Below are 16,304 nucleotides of genomic sequence, written 5' to 3'. Positions count from 1 at the left end.
AGTCAGAATTCTCTCAACAATTAATCGACGGTCTCAACTAAACAACATCAACTTAATTTTTCAACTCAACCGTTCGTACAAAATGGACTACAGTGACTACAAAAAATAACCTGAAATAAACATAATACCAAAGTTAGCGGAGTTAGCAGAACTACCAGAACTACCTGAACTACCTGAACTACCAGAACTGCCAGAACTACCAGGACTACCAGAACTACCAGAACTACCGGAACTGCCGAAACTGCGAGGAACTGCCGGAACTACCGTAACTGCCGTAACTGCCGAAACTGCGCGGAACTGCCGGAACTGCCGTAACTGCCGTAACTGCCGTAACTGCCGAAACTGCGCGGAACTGCCGGAACTGCGCGGAACTGCCGGAACTACCGGAACTGCCGAAACTGCGCGGAACTGCCGGAACTGCCGGAACTGCCGGAACTGCCGGAACTGCGCGGAACTGCCGTAACTGCCGGAACTGCCGGAACTACCAGACATACCAAAAAAAGCAAACTTGCAGAGAGCTTGAAACAAATTGGCATTTTTGTATATGTCACAGAATTTCGTTTTTACAAAGTATATCTCACAGCTCGAAAAGTCTGAAACCAAAAGTTTGTACTTTATAAGAATTCATATACATAAAATGAGAGTTCTTTTAATAAAAGAGCTTCACAAGAGAACGTTTGTTTGGTATAATATAAACAAGAACAAATGTTCTAAAGTGAAGAGGTGAGGATATGGAACTGCAATTTACTGATGTGCAATCTCATATGTTTCAAACGGAAGAGGAATGTGAGAATTTCTTAATGAAGATGCGCTGGTCTAATGGGTTTTGTTGTCCTCGCTGTGATAATAATGAAGCTTTTAAAATACGTACACGTAGATTACTAGAGTGCAAGGAATGTAGAATGCAAGTCTCAATAACTGCTGGGACGATTATGCATAAATCCAAGCTCTCATTACTCCAATGGTTCCGTGCCATTCAACTGCTATTACAAGAAGGCAAAGAGTATACTGAGAGTTCTTTATCTCATATCCTAGAAATTAATTATAGAAGTGCTAAATTGTTGCTGCAGAAAATTCAGTATGCAAATTTGGTTAAGGAAAATAGAATTAATTTGCTTCAAAAATTAAGAGAATCAGCCTCTGAAACTTCAATTTATAATGATAAGGAATTTAATGAAGAGATGACTCAAACCAATTTAAGCCAAAACTCCCCTAATGAGTGGAATCTGCGTTCTTATCTAGAATCCAAAATAAATAGACTTAATTCCAAACTTATGATACTGAGTATTTTGCCTAAGGAATACCAAAGATATTTGCATATTAAGAATCGATCGAGGGTAACGTTTAATAATTGGATCAGGACGTTCTTATCGGTCTATTTATATCCTACTTTTCTTAAGTGTTATCAACTCTCTGCGTAACACAATGGCTTGAATTGACTCAGTCCTTTTTTTCAGGCATGATGGAAGTGCAGCGTATGTTGAAAAACGATGGAGTAGGGAGAGAGGCCCGGTTGAAAAAAACTTTACAAGTACCTATTCATTTCTATCGGAAGTTTATTTCTCCATTGAAGCCGCCTACTTGCCGATTCTATCCCTCTTGTTCGCAATATGCGTTAGAAGCAATTGAAGTCCACGGTGCGTTGAAGGGAACCTGGTTGTCGGTGAAACGGATTTGTAAATGCCATCCTTTTCATCCGGGGGGGATTGATCATGTGCCGGCACGAGCGGAAAAATTATCTCATAATGATCAGTCTGCTTGACAGGCAGCTCATATTTTCGATATATTTGCCTTAAGTTGTAAATATGGTTTCGATGAACGGATAAGTACAAACGGATGCCTATAAACAGAGAGCCGGGTTAGGTGAAAGCCGGTATAGGAGTAGGTTTGGAATATGGTCCCGGAGAATAGGCCTTCGAGCTGCCCAAATTTCATTTGTGTATCAAATGGTAAAATGGGAGTAAGCTGGCCTCGTGTCCCAGCGTTAATGGGCAAGTCGTAATCGACTTACTGAGCCCCGAGCTTGTGAAAGGCGGGGGAACCTGGGTGGTACCGCGTGAGTTCAGCTCTCGTCCCAAGATGGATGAGGGCTTTTTGTGTTTTCTACTATTTGCTAGGAGGAACGAATGATGTCAACGAAATCGAAAACATTTTACATTACAACACCGATTTATTACCCGAGTGATAAGTTGCACATTGGTCACGCTTATTCTACGGTAGCTGGTGACGCTATGGCACGCTACAAGCGACTACGCGGCTTCGATGTCAGGTATTTAACCGGTACGGATGAACATGGTCAGAAGATCGAGCGCAAGGCTCAGGAGAAAGGGACGACGCCTCAGCAATTTGTTGATCATATTGTTTCGGGGATCAAAGAACTTTGGGCGAAGCTGGATATTTCATATGATGATTTTATTCGAACAACCGAAGATCGTCATAAAGATGCCGTTGGTAAGATTTTTCAAAGATTACTGGATCAAGGGGATATTTATTTAGGGGAGTATGAGGGCTGGTACTGTATTCCTGATGAATCTTTTTTTCCGGAGAGCAAGCTGGTAGATGGGAAATGTCCAGATTGTGGGCGACCTGTGGAGAAAATGAAAGAGCAGACTTATTTCTTCCGGATGAGTAAGTATGCCGATCGCTTAGTGCAGTATTATGAGGATAATCCAGATTTCATTCACCCAGAATCTCGTAAAAATGAAATGCTGAATAACTTTATTAAACCAGGTCTTGAGGATTTGGCTGTGTCCAGAACGACATTTGACTGGGGAATTAAAGTTCCAGGGGATCCGAAGCATGTCATTTATGTCTGGATCGATGCGCTTTCCAACTACATTACTGCACTTGGCTATGGTTCTGAAGATGAAAGTAACTTCAAGACATATTGGCCTGCGGATGTACACTTAATGAGTAAGGAGATTGTTCGATTCCACACGATTTATTGGCCTATTATGTTAATGGCTCTTGACTTGCCTTTGCCGAAGAAGGTATTTGCGCACGGCTGGCTGCTCATGAAGGACGGCAAAATGTCGAAGTCCAAAGGGAATGTTGTCGATCCGGTTACGTTGATCGACCGTTATGGGTTAGATGCGCTGCGTTACTATCTCATGCGCGAAGTGCCTTTTGGGGCGGATGGAACATTTACGCCGGAAAGTTTTGTTGAGCGAGTCAATCATGACCTCGCTAATGATCTCGGGAATCTATTGAACCGTACGATCGTGATGATCGATAAGTACTTTGCAGGCAAGATTCCCGCTTATGTTGCGGGGGCTACCGAATTTGACGAAAGTCTATTGGAGACTGTTCATTCTACGGTAGCGAAGTATGAGGAAGCAATGGAAAAGATGGAATTTTCCATTGCGCTTTCAGCCGTGTGGCAGCTTATTAGCCGCACGAATAAATATATCGACGAGACGCAGCCGTGGTCGATGGTGAAGGATGAAGCCAAGCGTGAAACACTTGGCTCTGTGATGTATGTGCTGGCTGAGTCCCAGCGCATTTCATCTGTGCTCCTGCGTCCGTTTTTGACCAAGACGCCGCAATTGATTTGGCAGCAGCTAGGCTTAGCTGCCGAAGACCTGCCACGTTTGACAGCGTGGGAGAGCGTGCAGACCTTCGGGCATCTCCCTGCCGGTACAAAGGTGCAGAAGGGGGAGCCAATGTTTCCTCGGCTGGACGTGGAGGCAGAAGTCGCCTACATCGTCGAGGCTATGGGAGGTGGCGCTGCAACTAGCGCCGACGAATCAACAATAGCGGCAGCTCCTGCGGCTGCTGCCAACACAGTGCCCGCGCCAGAGGCAAAGGAGGAAATCGCGATTGACGATTTCGCCAAGGTGGAGTTGCGCGTAGCACAGGTCATATCGGCTGAGCCTGTGAAAGGCGCCGATAAGCTTCTCAAGCTGCAGCTCGACCTCGGATACGAGCAGCGCCAGGTTGTATCGGGCATCGCGAAGTTTTACTCGCCCGAAGAGCTTGCAGGACGCAAAGTGATTTGCGTCACGAATTTAAAGCCCGTCAAGCTGCGCGGCGAGCTGTCACAAGGTATGATTCTCGCCGCTTCACATGGCGAACAGCTGACTCTTGCTACAGTCCCTGATTCGATGCCAAATGGAGCAATTGTGAAATAAATAGGCGTCAAAACAACAAACACCTCATCCCTTATTTTTCCGGGATGGGGTGTTTGTGTTAGAAGGGTGGTTTTAATGTGAGTGGGGTATGATAAAGGAAACTAACCACGGAGTGAGGCATATGAGAGTTCGGTTTCTTGTGAAAATAATGGGTATTACAGGAATGGTTATTCTTATATCGGCTTGTTCAATTTTCGGTGGCGACTCGGCTAAGAAGAAGGAGGATGCCAAAAAGGAGCAATCGAAATCTAAAGAGCAGAGTACGAAAGGGAAAGAAAGTATTATTAATCAAGAGTTGAAAAAGCAATACGAGATTTATAATGAGATTCTTCAGTATAAGATTGAACAAGATCAAAAGCTTATCAAACAGTCAGAAGAACATTTTAAAAAATTAAAAGAGGAAAGTGAAAAACCATCTGATTCTAAGGAAAGCAAAGATACAAGTAAAAAGGACTCAGGTGGGAAGAAAAGTGAAGAATCAGGTGATTCAAAAGATGGGAGTTCAGATGGTTCGAAAAATACAGAAGATAGTGGAGATCAATCGAAATAATTAATACGAACTGTTACTTGCGACAGATGAGGCCATGCTGTGAATTCAACAGCTGGCTTTTTTGTTTTTTGCGCTTCGATGTATTGACTTCAATTAAGGGGACTCGTATAATCAATTCGTTAATAAAAATTATTACGATTTAGAATGGGTGGATAGATGATAATGTTAAGAAATAAGAAAGTTCTTTACATAGTCTTGTTGGCTATTTTAACTGTTATCATGGCGGGTTGTGGAAGTACTGCAAGTTCGAAAGCTAAGATAGTTCAAGGCAAAGTCAATGTAGTGACCAGTTTTTATCCCTTATATGAATTTACCCGCAACATTGGCGGAGAGTATGTGAATGCGATCAATTTGGTCCCTGCTGGCGTAGAACCGCATGATTGGTCGCCAAAGAGCAGAGACATCAAAAATATGACCCAAGCTCAGGTTTTTGTGTATCAAGGAGCAGGATTTGAGGGTTGGGTACAGGACTTCCTCGGTAGTTTGTCAGCAGACTCTACTTTAAAGGTAGTTGAGGCCAGTAAAGGGGCAGAGCTAATAAAAACGACAGAAAATAAAGAAGAATATGACCCTCATGCTTGGTTAAGCCCGTTAAACGCTGTGAAAATGGCTAATAATATTAAAATAGCACTGATTGAAGCGGATCCTGCTCATAAGGATGTTTTTGAGCAAAATTATGCGAAATATGCAGCTAAATTGACCGATTTGGATGGGCGATACAAAAAAGAAATTGCTCGTACATCGAAGAAAGAGATTGCGGTTTCCCATCATGCTTTTGCGTATTTATGTCGGGATTATGGTTTGACACAAATGTCCATAATGGGACTATCGCCGGATGCTGAGCCGACTGCTCAGGATTTGAAAAAAATGAATGAGTTTTTGAAAGATCATGACTTGAAATATATCTTTTTTGAAGAACTGGTATCCGATAAATTAGCTAAAACGTTAGCGAAAGATGCTCATGTGGACACAATGGTACTTAACCCGCTTGAGGGATTAACGGATGAACAGATGAAGGCGGGCAAAGATTATATCTCCATCATGGATGAAAATTTGAAAAACCTAGTAATTGCCTTACAATAAGGTAAGATTGATTTTATTCTTAATAAGTCAGGAGCATGAAGATGGAGAATAACAGTACAAACTTTTGCCATCGGAGCATAGTATCTATTGATGACCTTTCATTCTCTTATGATAATAAGAAAGTGATAGATAAGCTTCATTTCGATGTTCTTGAACGTGACTTTGTGGGTGTCATTGGTTCCAATGGCGCTGGTAAAACCACATTGCTTAAAATGCTTGTCGGTTTGTTAACGCCAACTGTAGGGGAGATCAGGTTGTTTGATCGCCCGCTGAGCCAATTTAAGGATTGGGAACGTATCGGTTATGTTCCTCAAAAAAATGCGTTCAACCCTCTATTCCCAGCTACAGTCAGGGAAATTGTTTTATCCGGTATGTACAGCAAGAAGCGGATCTATCGCCGGTTGACCAAGGCCGACCTTCAAAAGGCTGAAGACGCGATGCTCGCAATGCGCATCGAGGATTTGGCCGACCGACGCATCGGTCAACTGTCTGGCGGACAGCAGCAGCGTGCTTTCCTCGCACGCGCGATCGTAAACAACCCTGAACTGCTCATTCTCGATGAGCCGACGGTTGGCATTGATGCTGAAACGCAGGTCGGATTTTTCCGGATGATCCGCCATATGCACCAGCATCATCATATGACCTTCATCATGGTGTCCCATGATATGGACATGATGCAGTCTTATCTAGGGACAGAGCCGCAGAAGGTTAGCGGCGGCATTAAATTTTATGTTAAGCATACCCATGATCCGGAGGATTGCCGTGAGACGAATTTAACACACTCGATCGGCCAGATACGTGAGATGATCGGAGTTCAATAAAGAGGAGAGACTTTGTTCTCCGAACAAAGTTCTCTATATTAGGAGCGGGCATTTTGGACATTTTTACGGAATACTTTTTTCAACGAGCTTTAATTGGTGGCATATTGATTGGGCTTACAGCGCCTCTTATGGGCGTTTTTCTTGTCCTTCGACGGTTGTCTATGATTGGCGATACGCTTGCGCATGTTTCAATTGCAGGAGTTGCTCTTGGATTTCTCATTAATGTGTATCCTTTGGGTGTTGGCCTCGTGTTCGCTTTGCTTGCATCGTTTGCCATTGAACGTTTGCGCAAAGCCTACAAGACTTACGCAGAGCTTTCCATAGCCATTATTATGTCAGGCGGCGTTGCGCTGGCGACTCTCCTTTTTACGATTGGCAAAGGCTTTAATATGAACGTTATGAGTTATTTATTCGGCAGTATTTATACATTGGATTCAACGGATTTATGGGTTGTTTTTACTGTTTGTGTACTCGTTGTTGGTGTAATCGCGGCTCATTTCAAAGAGTTCTTCCTGATGTTCTTTGATGAAGATGCAGCGAGTGTAAGTGGACTTCCGCTTAAATATTATAATATGATGATTACAATGCTGACGGCCCTTGTGATTTCAGTCGCTATCAAAATTGTTGGAGCATTGCTCGTTTCCTCGCTATTAACCATTCCGGTAGCGTGCAGTTTATTGATCGCTCGGAGCTTTAAACACTCGGTTTTTTTAGCAATATTATTTTCTGAAATTGCTGTTGTCATTGGGCTTGTTGTTGCAGGAGTATGGGATCTTGCTCCGGGTGGAACGGTAGTACTCACGCTTATAGCGATACTGATCGGGATCATTTTGAAAAAAGGATTGAGGATTTAATATGGATTCTGTTAATTTATGGATAGCTTTATGGGCGGGAATTGCTTCCTTCATATCACCTTGTTGTTTGCCCTTATATCCTTCTTATCTTTCTTACATAACAGGCATTTCAGTTAGTGAATTGAAATCTGGGGAATCTTCTTCAGCCGTTCGGCGTCAAACAATGCTACATACGTTAAGTTTTATCGTTGGGTTTTCGATCATTTTTTATGCGTTAGGCTTAACAGCGGGTTTCCTAGGTAATTTTTTCATCGATTATCGTGATTTGCTTCGACAAATAGCAGCTTTATTAATTTTCATCATGGGATTGTTCCTGCTTGGCATTTTTCAGCCTCAATGGTTAATGAAGGAACGTAAATTCAATATCAAGTTTCGTCCTGCTGGATATATTGGTTCAGTGCTTGTTGGAATGGGGTTTGCAGCAGGGTGGTCCCCTTGTGTTGGACCGATTCTGTCCGCGATCCTTGCACTGGCTACAACGGAACCTGGAACATGGTTTCAATTAACGACAGCTTATTCCCTTGGTTTTGCGATTCCATTTTTTGTACTTTCTTTTTTTATTGGATCTACGAAATGGATATTACGCTATTCAAACCTGATTATGAAAATAGGAGGGGGCTTGATGATCGTCATTGCGGTTCTGCTCTATACAGGCAAAATGACGCAAATCACGCTTTGGTTAAACTCCATAACCCCCGATTGGTTAAAGTTCTAGTTACGTGAAATATTCGATCTTCGCATCAGGGAATTTATCAAAGATTTGTTCTGTGATAAATTCCCTTAATGCGTTTGCTTGTTCATCTTTGTACACATATTTTCCTTTCCCGTATTTCCCCCACTTGTACTTTCGTTTTTCTTCGTCCATTTCCAGTTTCGTTTTTGGATATCTTTTTTCAATGATATTTTTGGCTGTTCTCGTGAAACGATGCTGTATCATTTCAAAGGATAAATCTTTCGTCGCATCTACAGGGAGTTCTTTATAAAGCCGTTCAAGCAAAGTACTATAGCCTTCTTCCCATCCTTCATGCCAAATGATTGGTGCAATAATAAAGCCAAGTGGATAACCTGCACGTGCTACTTTACCTGCGGCTTCGATTCGTTCATGAAACTTGGAAGTGCCAGGTTCGAAGTTTTTAATGACATAGTCTGCATTCACACTAAAACGAAACCGTGTATGTTTGTTGTGTTTGGCATCTAACAAAGGTTCTACGTGATGGTATTTGGTTACAAAACGCAGACGACCGTTCTCCTGCTTCCCCATAAACTCAATTAATTGCTTTAATGAGCCTGAGATATGCTCCAGCCCAACGGGGTCAGAGGTACAAGCGGCTTCAAAGCGGGTGATTTCCGGTTCTCGCTCTTCAATATAATGTTTAGCGGCTTCAAGGATATCGTCCATATTCACATAGATACGTATATAAGGCTTGGCTCCCATTGTCGTTTGGAGATAACAGTAATGGCAATGTCCCATACAGCCTGTAGCAATAGGAATTGCATATTCCGCAGAAGGTTTAGAAGATTCAAATTTGAGAGTTTTTCGAATACCAACGACAAGTGTGCGTTTCGCAATTCGATACTTTTTGAGTTCCGAATCACCTGGCAAATCACGAATTTGATTGTGTGAGGTCGTCTTATGAATCTCTAAGCCTTGCTGTTTGGCCCATTCATATATGTGTTGTCCCTTAGGATAATTCATCGCGTCAGGTTCAAAATAAACAAGCTCCGGAACGAAAAAAGCTGAGCTTGGTACGGGTCTGGAGAGCAATTCAGTTGACATGATAAGCTCCTTTCACCAATATCTGTTCATATCTTTGTCGTTCATTAGTGTGCCAACGTCATAACTTAATCAACCATGGGATATTTGACCGCATCTGGGTTGATGCATTATGATAGTTAAGCAGTAAGCACGAAATAAAGGAAAAGCAGGGGGAAATAAAGCAATGGCAACGCCAAGCATGGAAGATTATTTGGAGAGAATATACAAGCTTATTGACGAGAAAGGTTACGCTCGTGTCTCCGACATTGCTGAAGGGCTTGAGGTGCACCCCTCTTCTGTAACTAAAATGATTCAAAAGCTGGATAAAGATAATTACTTGATCTATGAAAAATATCGCGGACTCATGTTAACGCCCAAAGGGAAGAAAATGGGGAAACGTTTAGTGGAGCGTCATCAACTTCTAGAAAATTTCTTAACGACTATTGGTGTCCAAGAGGACAATATATATAAGGATGTAGAAGGAATTGAGCATCATCTAAGCTGGGATTCCATTACTTGTATTGAAACGTTATTAGAATATTTTCGAAGAGAACCGAACCGGATGGATGATCTAATGAATGTACGTAAAGAATTAGAAGCTGAAAGCTAGGCAGAGACCGCTATTTGCGGTGCTCTGTCTTTTTTTATGGGTATATAAACAAACTGCCTCTGCATACATAACAATGGAAGCCCTATCGTCGATATACTAGGAGGGGTGTCGATTTGAAGATCAATGGCGTGTTTGAAGGCGGAGGCGTAAAGGGGATTGCACTGGCCGGTGGAGTAAGCGCGGCGATGAAGCAGGGGCATGTCTTCAATGAAGTCGCAGGTACAAGCTCAGGGGCCATTGTCGCGGCTCTTTTGGCCGCAGGTTATACAGGAGAAGACATGAAAGAAATGATCCTGAGAGCACCTTTCAGGTCGTTTATGCAGCGCTCCCCAATTTTTAATACGAAAATTATTGGTCCAGCCGCACGTCTGTTCATCAAAAAGGGCTTGTACTCCGGAGAAGCGTTGGAGGATTGGGTAAATCAGCAATTAGCAGCGAAAGGAATCCGTACATTCGGTGACTTAAGACATAATCAGCTGCGCGTTATTGCATCCGATATTACACAAGGTAAGCTTTTGATCTTACCTAATGATATCGCGCAATATGGGATCGATCCTCGCAAATTCTCTATCGCCAAAGCCGTGCGAATGAGCACAAGCATTCCTTATTTCTTCGATCCTGTGATGATCCGGCGTAAAATAAAAAGCTCTGCAAAGGCAGCGCCATTCGCAGAGCAATTTTATTATATTGTGGACGGCGGCTTGTTAAGCAACTATCCACTTTGGGTGTTCGATCAGGAAACGGATCGCGAGGATATCATCCCTGTTATTGGGTTCCAATTAGTCGGTAAGAGCGATATGCCCACTCGTAAAATTAAAGGACCGATAACCATGCTGGAAGCGTTATTCGGAACGATGTTGAGCGCTCATGATGAGCGCTACATTGAGCAAAAGAATCGTTTCCGAACGGTCAAAATTCCTACGTTAGGTGTTGGAAATACGCAGTTTAACTTATCGAAGGAACTCAGCATGTCTTTATACGACTCAGGCTTTAAAGCTTCCAATGATTACTTCAATAATTGGTCCGCTGAATCCTATGAACAAAATTATGAGAAGTTAGTATTGCGACGCCCATAACGCTGAGTGTTTTTAATGATATTTGGGATAATCATCTGGATCCGAATCTTTACTGCCGTTGATAACACGGAACTTGGCGTTTTTCCTTTTCCCTTTGGCAGGCCCACGACCCGTCGAAGTCTTTTTCCAACGAGAAGGTGGGAATTTGTATAGAAGAAAAATAATCCCTAACACGAGAATAGGAATGAATAAAGTTCGCAAACTTACCAGCAAACCAATCGCAATCAAAATCGCAATGGCGATCTCGATCGGGGAAAATTTTCTTCTCATACCCGTCCCTCCAAAATTCGTTGTTCTGCTTCACGCATGCGGTTGAAAGAAGCAATCGACACCTCAACTTGACTGTCTTCAGGTTCCTTGGTCGTAAGCAGTTGAAGCCATAGCCCAGGGTAACCTAAGTAACGAAGGACAGGAACCTCACGAAGCGAGTTAGTGAAACGTAATACCTCGTAAGAAACACCGATGACTACGGGCAGTAATATTAAACGCTGCACGATGCGTTCGACATATCCGTCATAGTGAAGGAAGGAGTAAATGACGACCCCGATCAATACGGTGAAAACGATGAAACTGCTGCCACAACGATAATGGAGCGTGTTGAATTTCTGTACATTACTTACTGTAAGCTCTACGCCAGCCTCATAAGCACTAATGACCTTGTGCTCAGCGCCGTGATATTGAAACAATCTACGGATCATAGGTGTCAAAGATATGAAATAAATATATCCGACAAGTAAAATAATCTTAATAATACCTTCTATAAGATTATGAAGAAATTGATTGCTAAATACATTTTGGAACAAAAACTGTTCGATGACTGCTGGAACCAGCGTGAATATGAATTTCCCGAATAGAAATGAAAGCACACCCACAACAGCTACGCCAAGAATCATCGAAATGTTAGAAAAGAAGCCTGCTTTTTCATCTTTCTTGGCACTATTACTATCCTCGCCTTCTTGTTCAGCGAAGGATTCAGCCGAGAAATTCAAATGCTGAGCGCCTTTAGCGCTTGATTCAATGATTCCCACAATACCGCGAATAAACGGAATTTTCTTGAGTGTTTGAACCCAAGGAATCACTTTCTTCGGTACTTCTAAGTAATCAAGGGAACCGTCTTTTTTGCGCACAGCGGTTACATGCACATTTTTTCCTGCGAACATGACGCCTTCAATGACGGCTTGTCCTCCGTATATACTGTTTTGTTCTGCCACAAGATCCACCTTCTTATCTTTCTCAAAGTCAGTTATTTGTACTTTCTTATTGTAACGGATTCGTAGATTGAATGCTACCGATAGCGGTAGAACATACTATTCTTACCTAAGGAAAGACAAGTAACATCTGCAGAGGGAGGAAAATAATAGATGAAAAGAGATAAAAAGGAAGGAAAACTTCTAACAAATCGTTGGCTGTTTGTCCTTTACATCGGTTTTTTCGCTGGATTCATATGGGGTGCAATTAAAATTGTCGAGTACTATTTGAAGTTCACGAAAATTACAATCGGTTTTCTTGTGGAGCCTTTTTTCAAACATGATTTTCTGCATACTTGGCAAGGGACACTCATTGGTTGGGGGTTCTTCACAGTATTTTCAATCATTGCAGCGTTCATCTATATGGTCTCAATGTGGAAGCTTCAAGGCCCTTGGTGGGGGCTTGGGTATGGAGCGTTATGGTGGGCTGCAATATACCTGCTCATAGGGCCGTTATCGGGGATGACCTATTGGATTTATAATCTGGATCTAGATACAGTTCTAAGTGATTTTTGTTTGTTCCTATTATGGGGGATGTTTATTGGTTATTCCATTTCCATTGAATACACGGATGTAAGAACAAGACGACCTATACACAAGACATGAAAGTTATGGTAAAATATCAAAGGTTAAATAGGCTCGAAAGGCCCATTTTTCAATGAAAAATGCTTGGGAGTGATTTCCTGTTGAAAAAGGTTCTAGTCATTAATGGTCCGAACTTAAATATGCTCGGCGTACGTGAACCTGGCGTGTACGGAACGCTTTCGCTTTCAACGATTATTCAAGGTTTGAATGAATTAGCTGGGGCGCTGTCGATCGAGCTGGAGAGCTTTCAATCGAATCATGAAGGCGATATTATTGACAAAATTCATGAAGCGTTCGGCACAAAAGATGGTATTGTGATCAACCCAGGAGCATTCACGCATTATAGTTATGCCATTCGCGATGCACTTTCCGCGGTTCAATTGCCAACTGTAGAGGTTCACATTTCGAATATTCATAAGCGCGAGGAGTTTCGTCATCATTCGGTTACTGCGCCGGTCGTTATCGGTCAAATCAGCGGATTCGGTGCACAAAGCTATGAACTTGGTTTACGAGCATTATTACCTCATCTGTAAGAAAGAATGGTGATCTGAATGCAGGAGAAACGTATTGAACGTCTTCGCAAGGTTATGCAACAGCAAGATTTACCGGCAATACTCATCACGAATGCATACAACCGTACATATGTATCTGGTTTCACTGGTTCTTCAGGCTATGTTCTTATAACGTTAGACCGTGCCTTATTGTTAACTGATTTTCGTTATATGACGCAGGCGCCTCAGCAAGCTAAGTTATTTGAAGTTGTTGAGCACAAAGCTAAAGCAATCGAGACAGTGAAGGAACTCTTGCAGCAGCAAGGGATCACGAAGCTTGGTTTCGAGCAAGTGGATGTATCCTATGGCGATTTCCTAAGCTACCAAGAAGGATTAGCGGGTATCGAATTGGTGCCTACATCACGCGTTGTTGAGTTGATTCGTATGGTTAAAGATGAGGCGGAATTACAGATCATGCAAGAGGCCGCCGATCTAGCCGATCAAACATTCTCACACATTCTGTCTTTCATCAAGCCGGGTGTTAGGGAGATTGATATTGCCCTTGAGATCGAGATGTTTATTCGCAAAAATGGGGGGACTTCTACATCTTTTGAATCAATTGTAGCCTCTGGAGAACGATCTGCGCTTCCTCATGGCAAAGCAAGTGATCGCGTGCTCCAAATAAACGAATTTGTCAAATTAGATTTTGGAGCGTATTATAAAGGGTATTGCTCAGATATCACTAGAACGGTTATGCTAGGTAAGCCGACAGACAAGCACAAAGAAATTTATGACATTGTACTGGAAGCTCAATTAAACTGTTTAGCCAATCTCAAACCAGGTATCACTGGCAGAGAAGGCGATGCTTTTGCACGTGATGTTATCGTAAAGCATGGCTATGGCGATTACTTCGGTCATGGTACCGGGCATGGTTTAGGCATGGAGGTTCATGAATCTCCGCGTTTGTCGAAAACCGAGGATATGATTTTAACACCTGGTATGGTGGTTACGGTTGAACCCGGCATTTATCTCCCCAACTTTGGCGGAGTTCGAATTGAGGATGACGCAGTAATTACTGACACCGGCATTAAAATACTCACAAATTCTACCAAAGATTTTCTTATTATTGACTAGCGGAGGGATTCACAAGTGATATCAGTTAATGATTTTAAAACAGGTCTTACGATTGTAGTTGAGCATGACATTTTTACAGTTCTAGATTTCCAACACGTTAAGCCAGGTAAAGGTGCTGCATTCGTGCGCTCCAAGCTAAAAAACCTGCGCAACGGCAACACGGTTGAACGCACATTCCGTGCTGGCGAAAACGTTGGTCGTGCTCACATTGAAAACCGTGAAATGCAGTACCTGTATGCGGCTGGCGACGAGTACACATTCATGGATACAGAAACGTTTGACCAAATCTCTCTTTCCCACGAGCAATTGAAATGGGAATTGAACTTCCTGATCGAAAACATGAACATTAAAATCATGAGTTATCAAGGTGAAATTCTTGGGATTAACCTACCGAAAAGCGTTGATTTGAAAGTAGTCGAAACTGAGCCAAGCGTTAAAGGTAACACGTCTCAGGGCGCTTTGAAAAATGCGAAAGTGGAAACGGGTCTTAATGTAATGGTACCGTTGTTCATCAACGAAGGCGATGTACTTTCCGTTGATACAGATGATGGAAAATACCTTTCCCGCGCAAGCAACTAATAAGACAAGCCTTTCAGACTCATGTGAGTCTGAAAGGCTTTTTTTCTTTTCTTACCACAGTCCGTCGTTTATATGCTATAATGTTGAATTGTTATGCTACTTGATGCGTTGGGAGTGGGTCAGCTTTGTCTCTTATAGTGATGAAATTTGGCGGAAGCTCTGTCGGTGATGCAGAGCGAATGAAGCGTGTTGCAAAAAGAATCGTTGAGCGCAAACAAGCAGGACATAGCTGCGTTGTTGTCGTTTCAGCGATGGGAGATACAACGGATGATTTGATCGACCTGTCTAAGCAAATTTACGATGGAGCCCCTCCGGCTCGTGAAATGGATATGCTGTTAACGACAGGAGAGCAGGTATCGGTAGCTCTCTTATCGATGGCGATACATAATTTGGGAGAGCAGGCGGTATCTTATACCGGTTGGCAAAGTGGTATTTATACGGAACCGGTTCATGGTAAGGCAAGAATTACGGATATTCAGCCGCACCGTGTTCTGAAGGCTCTAGAACAAGGCAATGTCGTCATCGTAGCCGGCTTCCAAGGGATGACCGAAGCAGGTGAGATTACCACACTAGGCCGCGGCGGGTCAGATACAACAGCTGTGGCGCTAGCTGCAGCAATTAAAGCAGATCTATGTGAGATTTATACCGATGTAGACGGGATTTATTCGACAGATCCGCGTATCGTGAAGGTAGCGAGAAAGCTAAATGAGATTTCCTATGATGAGATGCTGGAGCTGGCTAATTTAGGGGCTGCTGTTCTGCACCCAAGAGCTGTAGAATATGCCAAAAATTATAACGTTACCTTAGTGGTGCGTTCCAGCTTTACTTACAATGAAGGTACCAACGTGAAGGAGGAAGCAGTGATGGAGCAAGGAATCGTCGTTCGAGGCATCGCTTACGATAAAAATGTGGCAAGAATTAGTATTCTGGGTGTACCTGAGAAACCGGGACAGCTGGCGAAAGTGTTTATTGCGCTTGCCGAAGAGCAAATTGATGTCGACATCATCGTACAAAGCGGTGTGATCAGCGGCTCGGCTGATTTCTCTTTCACAACAAGCCTTGCAGATCGTGAAAAAGCATTGACCGTACTTGAACAAATTCGCCGTGACATCGGATATCGTGAAGTGACTTCTGAAGTGAACCTTGTGAAAGTATCCATTGTTGGCGCTGGGATGGTAAGCACACCGGGCGTAGCTGCAACGATGTTCAAAGTGATTTCTGATCTTGGTATCTCTATTTCGTTAGTTAGTACATCCGAGATTAAAATGTCGTGTGTCGTTGACAACACGAACCTAACCGAAGTTATCCGTGCTTTACACACAGCGTATGGCTTGGACACTACCGAGCAAGCGTTTGTTGGTGGACCAGAAGATCGCAGATAACCGAAA

General features: G+C 42.9%; 19 protein-coding genes. 15 read left to right on the top strand and 4 right to left on the bottom strand.

Annotated elements, in window-relative coordinates; translation table 11 throughout:
* Positions 1-96: 96 nt before the first annotated feature.
* Positions 97-492: a hypothetical protein gene (locus NYR53_RS21635; RefSeq protein WP_261301235.1), complete on the bottom strand. Its 396-nt coding sequence runs from the start codon at positions 490-492 to the stop codon at positions 97-99.
* A gap of 239 nt (positions 493-731) precedes the next feature.
* Between NYR53_RS21635 and NYR53_RS21630 the strand changes: the two genes are divergently transcribed.
* The 8 genes from NYR53_RS21630 (at position 732) to NYR53_RS21595 (ending at position 8,153) form a co-directional block, all read left to right on the top strand.
* On the top strand, positions 732-1,421 hold the full coding sequence (locus NYR53_RS21630; RefSeq protein WP_261301234.1) for a transposase: 690 nt from the start codon (positions 732-734) through the stop codon (positions 1,419-1,421).
* A gap of 56 nt (positions 1,422-1,477) precedes the next feature.
* Positions 1,478-1,762: a membrane protein insertion efficiency factor YidD gene (yidD, locus tag NYR53_RS21625; RefSeq protein ID WP_437180191.1), complete on the top strand. Its 285-nt coding sequence runs from the start codon at positions 1,478-1,480 to the stop codon at positions 1,760-1,762.
* 367 nt (positions 1,763-2,129) lie between these two features.
* Positions 2,130-4,130 (top strand): methionine--tRNA ligase, encoded by a 2,001-nt coding sequence (metG, locus tag NYR53_RS21620; RefSeq protein WP_261306473.1) that lies wholly within the window; start codon positions 2,130-2,132, stop codon positions 4,128-4,130.
* A gap of 121 nt (positions 4,131-4,251) precedes the next feature.
* Entirely contained in the window at positions 4,252-4,680 is a 429-nt protein-coding gene (locus NYR53_RS21615; RefSeq protein WP_261301233.1) for a hypothetical protein, read from the top strand.
* Between the two features lie 162 nt (positions 4,681-4,842).
* A complete protein-coding gene (locus NYR53_RS21610; protein WP_367618556.1) occupies positions 4,843-5,763 on the top strand; it encodes a metal ABC transporter substrate-binding protein in 921 nt (306 codons plus the stop codon).
* 41 nt (positions 5,764-5,804) lie between these two features.
* A complete protein-coding gene (locus NYR53_RS21605; RefSeq protein WP_261301231.1) occupies positions 5,805-6,584 on the top strand; it encodes a metal ABC transporter ATP-binding protein in 780 nt (259 codons plus the stop codon).
* Between the two features lie 53 nt (positions 6,585-6,637).
* Entirely contained in the window at positions 6,638-7,438 is an 801-nt protein-coding gene (locus tag NYR53_RS21600) for a metal ABC transporter permease (RefSeq protein ID WP_261301230.1), read from the top strand.
* A gap of 1 nt (position 7,439) precedes the next feature.
* The gene (locus tag NYR53_RS21595; RefSeq protein WP_171692466.1) at positions 7,440-8,153 is read left to right on the top strand and encodes a cytochrome c biogenesis CcdA family protein; all 714 of its coding nucleotides are present in this window, start codon (positions 7,440-7,442) and stop codon (positions 8,151-8,153) included.
* Here the strand turns inward: NYR53_RS21595 and splB are convergent, their stop codons facing one another.
* The gene (gene splB / locus NYR53_RS21590; protein WP_261301229.1) at positions 8,154-9,215 is read right to left on the bottom strand and encodes a spore photoproduct lyase; all 1,062 of its coding nucleotides are present in this window, start codon (positions 9,213-9,215) and stop codon (positions 8,154-8,156) included.
* A gap of 163 nt (positions 9,216-9,378) precedes the next feature.
* On the opposite strand from splB, the gene mntR reads away from it, so the two are divergent.
* Positions 9,379-9,804: a transcriptional regulator MntR gene (mntR, locus tag NYR53_RS21585; RefSeq protein WP_029197173.1), complete on the top strand. Its 426-nt coding sequence runs from the start codon at positions 9,379-9,381 to the stop codon at positions 9,802-9,804.
* Between the two features lie 113 nt (positions 9,805-9,917).
* On the top strand, positions 9,918-10,880 hold the full coding sequence (locus tag NYR53_RS21580; RefSeq protein WP_261301228.1) for a patatin-like phospholipase family protein: 963 nt from the start codon (positions 9,918-9,920) through the stop codon (positions 10,878-10,880).
* A gap of 12 nt (positions 10,881-10,892) precedes the next feature.
* On the opposite strand, the gene NYR53_RS21575 is transcribed toward NYR53_RS21580, so the two are convergent.
* The gene (locus tag NYR53_RS21575) at positions 10,893-11,150 is read right to left on the bottom strand and encodes a hypothetical protein (protein WP_261301227.1); all 258 of its coding nucleotides are present in this window, start codon (positions 11,148-11,150) and stop codon (positions 10,893-10,895) included.
* The gene (locus tag NYR53_RS21570; protein ID WP_261306472.1) at positions 11,147-12,040 is read right to left on the bottom strand and encodes a DUF1385 domain-containing protein; all 894 of its coding nucleotides are present in this window, start codon (positions 12,038-12,040) and stop codon (positions 11,147-11,149) included. The genes NYR53_RS21575 and NYR53_RS21570 overlap by 4 nt, the downstream gene beginning before the upstream one ends.
* Positions 12,041-12,241: 201 nt before the next feature.
* Here NYR53_RS21570 and NYR53_RS21565 point away from each other — a divergent pair, with 201 nt between their 5' ends.
* From NYR53_RS21565 to NYR53_RS21545, 5 genes are all read left to right on the top strand, one after another.
* Positions 12,242-12,733 (top strand): YqhR family membrane protein, encoded by a 492-nt coding sequence (locus tag NYR53_RS21565; RefSeq protein ID WP_261301226.1) that lies wholly within the window; start codon positions 12,242-12,244, stop codon positions 12,731-12,733.
* An 80-nt stretch (positions 12,734-12,813) separates the two neighbouring features.
* Positions 12,814-13,245 (top strand): type II 3-dehydroquinate dehydratase, encoded by a 432-nt coding sequence (aroQ, locus tag NYR53_RS21560; protein ID WP_261301225.1) that lies wholly within the window; start codon positions 12,814-12,816, stop codon positions 13,243-13,245.
* An 18-nt stretch (positions 13,246-13,263) separates the two neighbouring features.
* On the top strand, positions 13,264-14,337 hold the full coding sequence (locus NYR53_RS21555) for a M24 family metallopeptidase (protein ID WP_261301224.1): 1,074 nt from the start codon (positions 13,264-13,266) through the stop codon (positions 14,335-14,337).
* Between the two features lie 15 nt (positions 14,338-14,352).
* The gene (gene efp, locus NYR53_RS21550; protein WP_261301223.1) at positions 14,353-14,916 is read left to right on the top strand and encodes an elongation factor P; all 564 of its coding nucleotides are present in this window, start codon (positions 14,353-14,355) and stop codon (positions 14,914-14,916) included.
* 125 nt (positions 14,917-15,041) lie between these two features.
* On the top strand, positions 15,042-16,298 hold the full coding sequence (locus NYR53_RS21545; protein WP_261301222.1) for an aspartate kinase: 1,257 nt from the start codon (positions 15,042-15,044) through the stop codon (positions 16,296-16,298).
* Positions 16,299-16,304 lie beyond the last annotated feature (6 nt).

The organism is Paenibacillus andongensis (assembly GCF_025369935.1).
In the GTDB taxonomy this organism is placed as follows: domain Bacteria; phylum Bacillota; class Bacilli; order Paenibacillales; family NBRC-103111; genus Paenibacillus_E; species Paenibacillus_E andongensis.
Note: the sequence above shows the minus strand (reverse complement) of the source record. Positions and strands in the feature narration are given on the sequence as shown.

Bases quoted from the DNA above. Each gene is read 5' to 3' on its own strand.
- yidD (WP_437180191.1), top strand. From the start codon at position 1,478: ATGTTGAAAAACGATGGAGTAGGGAGAGAGGCCCGGTTGAAAAAAACT.
- NYR53_RS21605 (WP_261301231.1), top strand. From the start codon at position 5,805: ATGGAGAATAACAGTACAAACTTTTGCCATCGGAGCATAGTATCTATT.
- NYR53_RS21615 (WP_261301233.1), top strand. From the start codon at position 4,252: ATGAGAGTTCGGTTTCTTGTGAAAATAATGGGTATTACAGGAATGGTT.
- mntR (WP_029197173.1), top strand. From the start codon at position 9,379: ATGGCAACGCCAAGCATGGAAGATTATTTGGAGAGAATATACAAGCTT.
- NYR53_RS21630 (WP_261301234.1), top strand. From the start codon at position 732: ATGGAACTGCAATTTACTGATGTGCAATCTCATATGTTTCAAACGGAA.
- NYR53_RS21595 (WP_171692466.1), top strand. From the start codon at position 7,440: ATGGATTCTGTTAATTTATGGATAGCTTTATGGGCGGGAATTGCTTCC.
- NYR53_RS21610 (WP_367618556.1), top strand. From the start codon at position 4,843: ATGTTAAGAAATAAGAAAGTTCTTTACATAGTCTTGTTGGCTATTTTA.
- NYR53_RS21635 (WP_261301235.1), bottom strand. From the start codon at position 492: ATGTCTGGTAGTTCCGGCAGTTCCGGCAGTTACGGCAGTTCCGCGCAG.
- NYR53_RS21555 (WP_261301224.1), top strand. From the start codon at position 13,264: ATGCAGGAGAAACGTATTGAACGTCTTCGCAAGGTTATGCAACAGCAA.
- metG (WP_261306473.1), top strand. From the start codon at position 2,130: ATGTCAACGAAATCGAAAACATTTTACATTACAACACCGATTTATTAC.
- NYR53_RS21565 (WP_261301226.1), top strand. From the start codon at position 12,242: ATGAAAAGAGATAAAAAGGAAGGAAAACTTCTAACAAATCGTTGGCTG.
- NYR53_RS21575 (WP_261301227.1), bottom strand. From the start codon at position 11,150: ATGAGAAGAAAATTTTCCCCGATCGAGATCGCCATTGCGATTTTGATT.
- splB (WP_261301229.1), bottom strand. From the start codon at position 9,215: ATGTCAACTGAATTGCTCTCCAGACCCGTACCAAGCTCAGCTTTTTTC.
- NYR53_RS21570 (WP_261306472.1), bottom strand. From the start codon at position 12,040: ATGTTCGCAGGAAAAAATGTGCATGTAACCGCTGTGCGCAAAAAAGAC.